General features: G+C 42.5%; 7 protein-coding genes. 1 reads left to right on the top strand and 6 read right to left on the bottom strand.

All coding sequences use genetic code 11. The annotated features are described in order from the left end of the window. Positions 1-162: 162 nt before the first annotated feature. The 6 genes from ACYVE4_RS29845 to ACYVE4_RS29820 form a co-directional block, all read right to left on the bottom strand. A complete protein-coding gene (locus tag ACYVE4_RS29845) occupies positions 163-567 on the bottom strand; it encodes a response regulator (protein WP_461044079.1) in 405 nt (134 codons plus the stop codon). Between the two features lie 88 nt (positions 568-655). Continuing rightward, positions 656-1,288 (bottom strand): DUF2490 domain-containing protein, encoded by a 633-nt coding sequence (locus tag ACYVE4_RS29840; RefSeq protein WP_461044078.1) that lies wholly within the window; start codon positions 1,286-1,288, stop codon positions 656-658. A gap of 188 nt (positions 1,289-1,476) precedes the next feature. Beyond that, positions 1,477-2,268, bottom strand: a complete 792-nt coding sequence (locus ACYVE4_RS29835) for a putative quinol monooxygenase (RefSeq protein ID WP_461044077.1) — start codon at positions 2,266-2,268, stop codon at positions 1,477-1,479. Positions 2,269-2,325: 57 nt separating this feature from the next. After that, complete coding sequence (locus ACYVE4_RS29830; protein WP_461044076.1) at positions 2,326-3,126, bottom strand: DJ-1/PfpI family protein; 801 nt, start codon at positions 3,124-3,126, stop codon at positions 2,326-2,328. 240 nt (positions 3,127-3,366) lie between these two features. Beyond that, on the bottom strand, positions 3,367-4,728 hold the full coding sequence (locus ACYVE4_RS29825; RefSeq protein ID WP_461044075.1) for a sigma-54-dependent transcriptional regulator: 1,362 nt from the start codon (positions 4,726-4,728) through the stop codon (positions 3,367-3,369). Between the two features lie 25 nt (positions 4,729-4,753). Beyond that, a complete protein-coding gene (locus tag ACYVE4_RS29820) occupies positions 4,754-7,924 on the bottom strand; it encodes a sigma 54-interacting transcriptional regulator (RefSeq protein WP_461044074.1) in 3,171 nt (1,056 codons plus the stop codon). Between the two features lie 400 nt (positions 7,925-8,324). Here ACYVE4_RS29820 and ACYVE4_RS29815 point away from each other — a divergent pair. Beyond that, positions 8,325-8,800: hypothetical protein (locus tag ACYVE4_RS29815; RefSeq protein WP_461044073.1), on the top strand; the 476-nt coding region annotated here is incomplete at its 3' end.

The following is an 8,800-nucleotide window of genomic DNA, read 5'->3' as shown; positions in this document are numbered from 1 at the left end:
CTTCGCCAAGCATTTGCGGTGGTCAAGTTTAAAGAAGATTTCAATCCGAATTATCAACCTATTTTACGCTCAATGGCTTGACTTTTAACACAGTTCATGTAAAGAATTTATCTGGCGCTCATTTGTATGAGATTGGGAGTCGCTACTTACGATTGAAAACACTCATTCCATTAACCACTTTTTCGCAATTTGAGCGATAACCCTTTTCAGTTCCTGAAGGAAATTGGGTTTAACGAAATAGTCAGTGACTCCTAATAATTTGGCTTTCTGTCGATCCTGCTCGGAATCGGAGGTTGTTAAAAATAGAATGGGCATGGCATAATAGGCAACCTGAGCTCGAAGCCTGGCCAGAATGTCAAAGCCATCTAATTGAGGCATATTTACATCTAACAACACGAGAGATGGCTGTTCCAGCATATCCTCCAGGAGTCTAAATAATTCTTCCCCACTCGACAGTACTTGCAATACATACTCGGTCTTAAGCGATGTAAACGCCTGTTGTGTCAGGAATCGATCATCGTCATCATCGTCGACGCAAAGTATCCATGGTTGTCTCTCCTTATTCATCGCAGTGGTAGTTAAGAACTGCCCATGCCCAATCTTCTAAGCTCCGAACTCAAATCTTTCTCACTGATAATAAGCACTTATGTGTAAATTATTTAAAAAATATGGTTGATCGGAGGAAAAATAAATTCAAATTTCCCGCTGACTCGTCCCATTGCTTGGTATATAAAAAATCAAACGTACATCTGGTTTTGATAGAGACACTAATGCCCATTCCGGTTCTATTTCTGCTAATACGTCTAGTCGTAAAGTAGAACCAGAACTCCTCGTTAATGTACGGGCTAACTTTCAACCCCTTAACCGATAATTCATGAAATAGTCGGGTTCGATTTCGGATGAAATGGTAGCTATCGTCGATAGACCTGAACCGATTCCAAATCAGATTCTGGTTATCAATAAAGAATTTACCCAAGTGGAATTTCAGCGTAACTCCGTTCATGAATGTGGATTCATTGTTGTATTGCCCTGAAAGAGCTAAAAACATGTAGCCCAAATTTATATCCAACCACCGATTGGCTTTCAAAATCGAACTTGCGTATAGGAGGCCGATATCTTGTTGCGGATTCCAGCCTGGTTGTAAAGCAAATGATACCGATTCAGATGGTTTGTATTGCGCAGCAGGTAGCAGCCATACAGCGTACGCGTCTGGCGTTTGAGCTAAGCAAGATACATCATATATAGTCCCACCTATAAGAGTTACCGCGAGGAAAAGGGTTAGCTTCATCCTTGTTTTCTAGCTTTATGTAAAGCTTGGAACGGTCTTATAAATTATACTTACTGGTTCATCTTGTCAATTAACGAGGAGCAAGGCGGTTAGCGCAACTGTTAAAATTCCCTCTAACGCTACGCTATATACGCAAATCGTGATCCTGACAATTCCCGGTAATTAGTGGTTAATGATACCGATTGACTCTATTGGTCAATCGGTATCAAATTGTGCAAACCCTTTTCAAATGGCGGAGACTTAATTGATGAATGTAAGTAGTCGAGTACTGGTTTTAAGGGAGCAAATTTGAGGTGGTATTGAAATGCTTCCTGATTTCGAAATTTTTCGTACGTAATAAACTTCGTGTCATCATCTGTACGCTGACTGAGCTGATACGTTACGATGCCGGATTCCCCTCTAATTTGCGGCATCGCTTTATGGTATATCTCCTTAAACTTATTTTCCGTTCCGTTTTTAGCATCAACGAACAGCATAATCGTAAACGGACGATCTTCAGGATTAGGTGTTTTACGCCAGGACCCTTTGGGGATCGGTTCCAAATCCCTGACCATAATCGTCTCGACGGGTGAGCTAGTTGCTTGTGATACCATACGTTGAATCGCTTTTGCCGGTTGACGTTGGTTATTGGCCGTTAGCGCTGCCTGATTACTCCACCGTTCAATAACCCAAAGCGTGGCAGGGCTTTCACGTTCATAATAGACTTCAGACATGATATTGTCCTTTGCATCTAATGAGTTACGAACGTAGGTAGTCACCGCTTTCCGGAACGACTTCTGATAGGCCGATTTAATCGGATATTTTGTAATTTTTACAGCGACCGATTCCGCCTTTTCATGAAGCAATGCTACGTTCCTGGATTTACTTCTGGATTCTATCTTTCCTGGTATTGGTTTGAAATTGATCGTATTGGCCAATACCTCCACCATGACAGCCGTGACAAATAAGCCTCCAGCTGCCACTAACATCTGTGTTCTCATTCGTAATACGCTTGTAAAATAGGTTGATGAATTGTCAATACCCCCACAGGGGCAGGGCTATTGATGCCTACTAAGCCAATCAGCGACTGCAAGGGAGAAATCAGCTACGTCAATTGGATGACGGCTCGTAATCAGGTTCTGATCGACAACGACCGGAACATCAGATACCGATCCACCAGCGTTAACCAAGTCCGATTGTATATTCCAGTATCCGGTCAGTTTCTTACCCTTTAGGATGCCCGCAGAAGCGAATACAAGCGGGGCATGGCATATTGCGGCAGTCAACCGGCCAGACTTGTAAAAATCTTGCACAAATTTAATGACATCCTTGTCGTACCGCAGGTTATCAGGATTCCAGGCCCCGCCAGGTATAAAGATGGCATCATACTCTTCCACTTTGATCTGGTCCGCAGTGCGGTCAACCTTAAGCCATCCAACAGGGGTTAGGTACTGTATTGCCATAATGGAATTCTTTTCCATTTCCGGATGGGTAAGGCCATATCGTCCTGGTGCAGGTTTGTATTTTGGAGCAACAATATCAATGGTTGCACCCAGCGATTTGAAATACCAGACTGGTCCTGTTAATTCGATTTCTTCAAAACCATCCGACGCGATAACGGCGATTTTCTTTCCTTTGAGCCGCTGCGTATCCTTTATTGGCGTCAGGAAAAAACTTTTGAGTTTTTCATTTCCTGGCTGGTTTAACATATCTGGTACTGATAAACCAGCAGAGGCAGGTTGCGTAGAGAGTTGTTTCAGGATTTCAAATTCTCGGGTAGCCGAATTCTGTCCCTGGGCGGAGAAAATAAACCCAAAAAATGCCGTAGTGGCGATTGATAGACACGTTACTTTATTCATTGCCATTTTTTGTTGAGATGAAACAGATTGTTGAAGTTTATAGCTGATCCGATAAACTTCTTTGCTCTTTAAGCACCTGTTTATACTATTTCAAATTGCATGCCAACGAAATAAATATCTGACTATCAGTATTTTATTGGAATTAACAGCCTCTTAAATTTAACGCTATATCGTTAAATTGGCTAAAACAACGGAATGTCGTTACCGAGAATTTAGGTGAGTTAGTGAGTAATAAAAAAGTTAAATTCCCAGCTTTTTCATTCTGGATTTAAGCGTTGATGCATTGATTTCCAGAAGCTCAGCAGCCCCGCCTGGGCCATATAGCTTCCAGTTACATTGCCGAAGAGCGGCTAGAATATGCTCTCGTTCATTTTCGACCATAGTTTTGACCCTGGTTTCATTCTCAGTTCCTCTGACAGGTTGGGTAGTTGGCTTGGGAATATCTTTAATTACATCTCCCTGGCACAGCAGGATAGCACGGGTAATTAGGTTTTCCAGTTCCCGTACATTTCCAGGCCAAGGATAATTGAGTAGCATTTTTTTTGCGTCTTCGGAAAAGCCCTTGATCGATTTGCTGAACCGGACAGTCTGCACGTCCAGAAAGTGCATAGCCAATGGTATGATATCGGCTTTCCGTTCTCGTAGAGGAGGGAGGTGCAATGGAAAAATATTCAGCCGGTAATACAAATCGATTCGGAAATTTCCGTTTGCCATTTCGTCTTCCAGGTTACGGTTAGTAGCCGCTACAATACGTATATCGACTTTCTTTCGTTTTCCGCCAATGGGTTCAATTTCCATTTCCTGCAATACGCGTAAAAATTTCACTTGCAAATCGGGCGGGAGCTCGCCAATCTCATCCAGGAAAACCGTACCTCCATTAGCCTGTTCAAATTTACCGATGCGTTTCTCAACCGCTCCGGTGAAACTCCCTTTTTCGTGCCCAAATAACTCCGATTCAATTAAGTTTGATGGCAGCGCAGCACAGTCAACCACTACAAACTTGTTATTATGTCGTAGCGAAAGTTCGTGTATAGAACGAGCTACTAATTCCTTGCCTGTGCCGCTCTCGCCCAATAATAATACCGGAACATTCGTAGTCGCAACGATTTCCAGATTTCGTAAAACTTCCTGTATGGGTTCACTCGTGCCCACAATCTTTTTAAGCTCTTTTTCCCGGGCAGCTATTGTCACTGGATTTTTTGCCTTGGCTGTACTTTCCTTCACTAAAGACTTTTGAGAGTGATGATACCAGGCTATATCCAGCATGGCTAGTACGTCACGCTCTCGAAACGGCTTTATTAAAAAACCATACGGGCCGGTCATCTTTGCGGCCGTAAAAACGCTTTTATCAGAGTTCGCTGATAGGTAGACAAAGGCAATACCTCTATCATTGAGCGTACGGGCTAAATCAATCCCTGTTTGATCTCCTTTTAGAAAAATATCAAGCAATACTAGATTCGGTACCTGGACATCGATGATATCGAGCGCGTCTTCAACCGATCGAGCAATGGGAAGTACGTTGTAATCAGCCTTTAACAGAATAATCTTAAGGTTGTTGGCTTCAATAAATTGATCCTCGACAATTAAAATGGTGTCCTTCATAAATAGATTTCGCTGAGCATTTAATTTAGGACTGTATTTCTTGTTTTCTGATAGCCAGCCTCTTCATTTTTGAATTAAGCGTACTGGGGGGAATCCCCAACAGGATGGCGGCCCCATTCTGACCGTTAATACGTCCACGGCACACGTTAAGTATGCGCAGAATATGATCTCGTTCGTTCTCGTCAAGTGTCTTGATTTTTTTATCAAGATACATGCGGCCATCCGTTGCTATTGGCATTGACTTTGGAATGTCCATTGCCTTTACCGTATCGCCTTTAGTGAGTAAAACGCTTCGTTCAATGATGTGCTCCAGTTCTCGGATATTTCCTGGCCAGTGATACCGCTGCAAATCTTCCAGCACATGACTACTCAGAGACTTAATCTCCTTTCCAACTTTAGACGCGTATTTAGCGATAAAGTGGCTCGCCAGTAAGGGTATGTCTGAAAGGCGATCCCGTAAGGGCGGCAATCGGATTGGAAAAATATTGACCCGGTAAAATAAATCGCTCCTGAATCTGCCGGCGGCAACTTCCTGTTCGAGGTTTCGATTAGTGGCTACAATAACCCGAACATCGACTTTAATCACCGATTTTCCACCAATTCGCTCAATCTCCTTTTCCTGAAGTGCTCGCAACAGTTTACCCTGCAAATCCAGTGGCATTTCTCCAATCTCGTCTAAAAACAACGTACCATTGTTGGCAAGCTCAAACTTCCCAATTCGTCGCTCAGACGCACCTGTAAAACTTCCCTTTTCATGTCCGAATAGTTCAGATTCAACTAAAGTAGCTGGTAAGGCGGCACAATTCACCTTCACCATCAGCTTCGACTTTCGAGGTGAATTGTTATGAATTGAGCGAGCCACCAGTTCTTTACCAGTGCCGGTTTCCCCTAAAATTAAAACGGTACTGTCCGTATAGGCAACCTGTTGAATAAGTTTGAGAACAGCTTGGATTCCAGCACTGTGACCAATCATATCTGAATTGTTGGCTGGTAATTCAAGCTCTTTCAATAAATGGATTTTCTCGTCTTCCAACCGTTCATTGTAATGCTTAATTTCCGCCAATTGCGCTGAAATCAGGTCAGTTGTAATCAGGTTTGACGCCATAACAGCAAGTTGAGAGCAAATTGTAAGAAACAGTTCTTCCTTTTCCTGTACGAGTTGAACATTTCGGGTGAGAAAGGTCAGTATGCCAATCACTTCATCGCCGACCCGCAGTACGATTCCTCCCGCAGCCATCGACGTATACAGTTCTACGTCTTCTGAAAAATTAGTATGGTAAGCATAGGCAAGTTTCAAATCGGTTGCGCCAAAGTAGTGAATGCCCGCTTTTTCTATAAGGACATCGTACATTCCATCAGCGTTGTTAATCTGTTTTTCGGCGTAAGCCTGAACGATGGGATGATGGGTATATACTGAAGCTTTATCGAAAAGTATTGGTGATCTGAACTGAAAATCTTTCGATAGTGACCAGATAAGAAAGTCATCAATCCCGAAAAGCTCCTTAAGGTGCCCCTTGATGGCCTGGGTCAGTTTATCTTTATCCCGGATCGAGGCAATTGAAGTGCTGAATTGCATCAATCGATTTTTTTCTTTCTCCCTGCGCTCGGCTGTCAGATTGAACTGAATAGTCTGTAGTCTGATTGACAATTGGTTAGCTACTTCACGAATCAGCTGAATGGTACTTGCCGCAATGACAGGATACCGGTCAAATGCCAATACCCAAAAGCCGAAAGCTTCGGCTCCTTTGGCAAGTTTTGTAATGGCTACCTGTTTGACACCGCTATCATAATTAGCTTTCAAATAACTCGGTAAGGGGCGATTACGAATCAGGTTTTCCAAATCAAAAATCAGTGGATCGTTCTGTATTAAAACCTTATCTAAAAATCCGTCATTAATCGGATAACTACTCGACACTATCAGTGAATGGCCATTTTCGTAATAGTCGACAGCCTGATAATCGAGTATATAAGCACTTGCGGTAGATTTATCACTATTGATTGCGGTAATGATTGTGTTGGTGTAGCCAATTACATTTTTTAAGCTAGTATTGATTACGGCCAACAGTTCATCATTACTACGCACCGAAGCCAGTAAGGCGCCCAACTTGATTACCCTATCCTGAAGAGCGAGTTGAACGCGGACCTGTTCCTGTTTAAGGAGATGAAAAAGGGCTTTGGTAAACTGGGACAAAATAAGTTTAGCCATCGGAGAAGCCACTTCCTCAGTCCCATTATTACGGGCATAATTGATAAATATGAATCCCCTGGCTCGACCCTCATAACTAAGTGGATAGATAACCTTCTCGATGATTCCATGGCTAAGTTCGGCGTGTAGGTGCGGTACCTCGTGAGCCAACCTTACTAAGGTTTCTAGATTATAAAAGGTAAGTCCTTCTGTAGACTTCCCGTGGCAATGATCATAGATCGAATACGCCCCAGAATAGGTATCGTATGGGATCTCGTTTGTGCAAAGATCTGTCGCCTGTACGACCAGTGAAGCCCGGTACGTTCCGGTATCGCTTTTTAAAATAACCACGAAGGATACCGCGTTAAAGTACGGCAAAAGAATCTCCTGAACGACTCCTTTCAAATCTTCATAATCCTGAACGTCCAATAAGGAAGCGCTTAGACGACCCAATTCCGTAAACCGGTTTTTACTTCTGACTGCCAATACGCGTTCTTCTGCCAGTACACAGTTGACTGCCATATTGATCGTTACGGCTACTAACGTTAACGCGTCGACAAGGTCGGGTAGAAGAGGGCTTGATTCGTTAAAAAGTAATAAAAAATTCCCGGTAAAATCGTTGCCGCCCCGCAGCGAAAAGACCAGAATTCTGGAGCCTTCCGGAGGTATATTTAAAAGGTATTTACTCACGGCTGACCTTTGCTCGCTATCATCTAGATTAAACTCGCTAAAGCCTTGGTGTTCTGAATTGTTGTCTAGTAAAATCTCTTCAATGGACAGCTCTTTCAAGTGTATCTTAGGCCAGAAGGTATAGTGGTCCGTTGTCGAATCATCCGTTTGCAAGAGGTCATAAAGCTGATTATTTTCTGAATCCAGAATATAAATAGCCGCCTGATCATACTGAATTTCTGCCTTGAGGGTCGATTTAATGATGCCAGCAAGGTGAGACCTTCGTTTGACGGCCAACAATTCTGTGGCTACCTTCCGGACCAGTTCATGGGTTTCTTTCATCGCGATTCTTTTAAAGGATTAAAAAGAATTAGCATCGATAAAGTAATTTTTTTACCAACGTGAGTTTATTGGCTGGTTTCCTTATAAAATTCTTGCCAAACTTTAATCCGTTGATTTACAGATTGTAATTCAAATGGCTAATCCGTTTTATCGCGATATATAGTGATTGTCTCTCCGTTTATCATGATATATCGTGATGGTCGGTTTGTCACCGGAGAGCTATCGTACTTGTCCTATTGCAATCGCTAACAACTCCTTGCAAATCAATATTATTGGTGATACATTCTAGCCAAAATAAAGTGGGAAGCAGCTATCAATAGATAGGTTGCCTTACGGGAATACAATTCGTGACTGGCCAATAAGTCATTAGTTTACAACAGGAGGAAAGCTTTTTTGAAAGATGCACTACTATCACAAAAGGGTCAATAGTTTTCAAATCATCGTTCTTAGTTTGTTGCTGGTTAGTTCGCAGCTATCTTTTTCTCAAAGTATCTGGACTGACCAATCAAAAATGTTATCACAATTACGGAAAAGCAAAGCCGATACTGGTCGGGTGCATGTTTTGCTAAAGCTGGGCAACTATTACATGCTTAGGGAGTACTATCTGTATAAAACTGGGAGGCCCCAATCACAGCTTGACAGTGCTGCCTTATTTGCAGAACAAGCCCTTCAACTTAGTAGATCATTACACTATGAAAATGGGAAAAATGAGGCTATTTTATTGAGGGCAGATGTATCGATTAGGAAAAATAAAATAGTTCCTGCCCTAGACTGTATATCGTCAACCGAAAGTGGACAGATGCGGGTGAAAAGAGAAGAGACGGTTTTAACAGCTTTGTACTCGCTGAAAAATATGACTTTTCCGTCGTTTGAGCA

It is taken from the genome of Spirosoma harenae (assembly GCF_054776975.1).
Note: the sequence above shows the minus strand (reverse complement) of the source record. Positions and strands in the feature narration are given on the sequence as shown.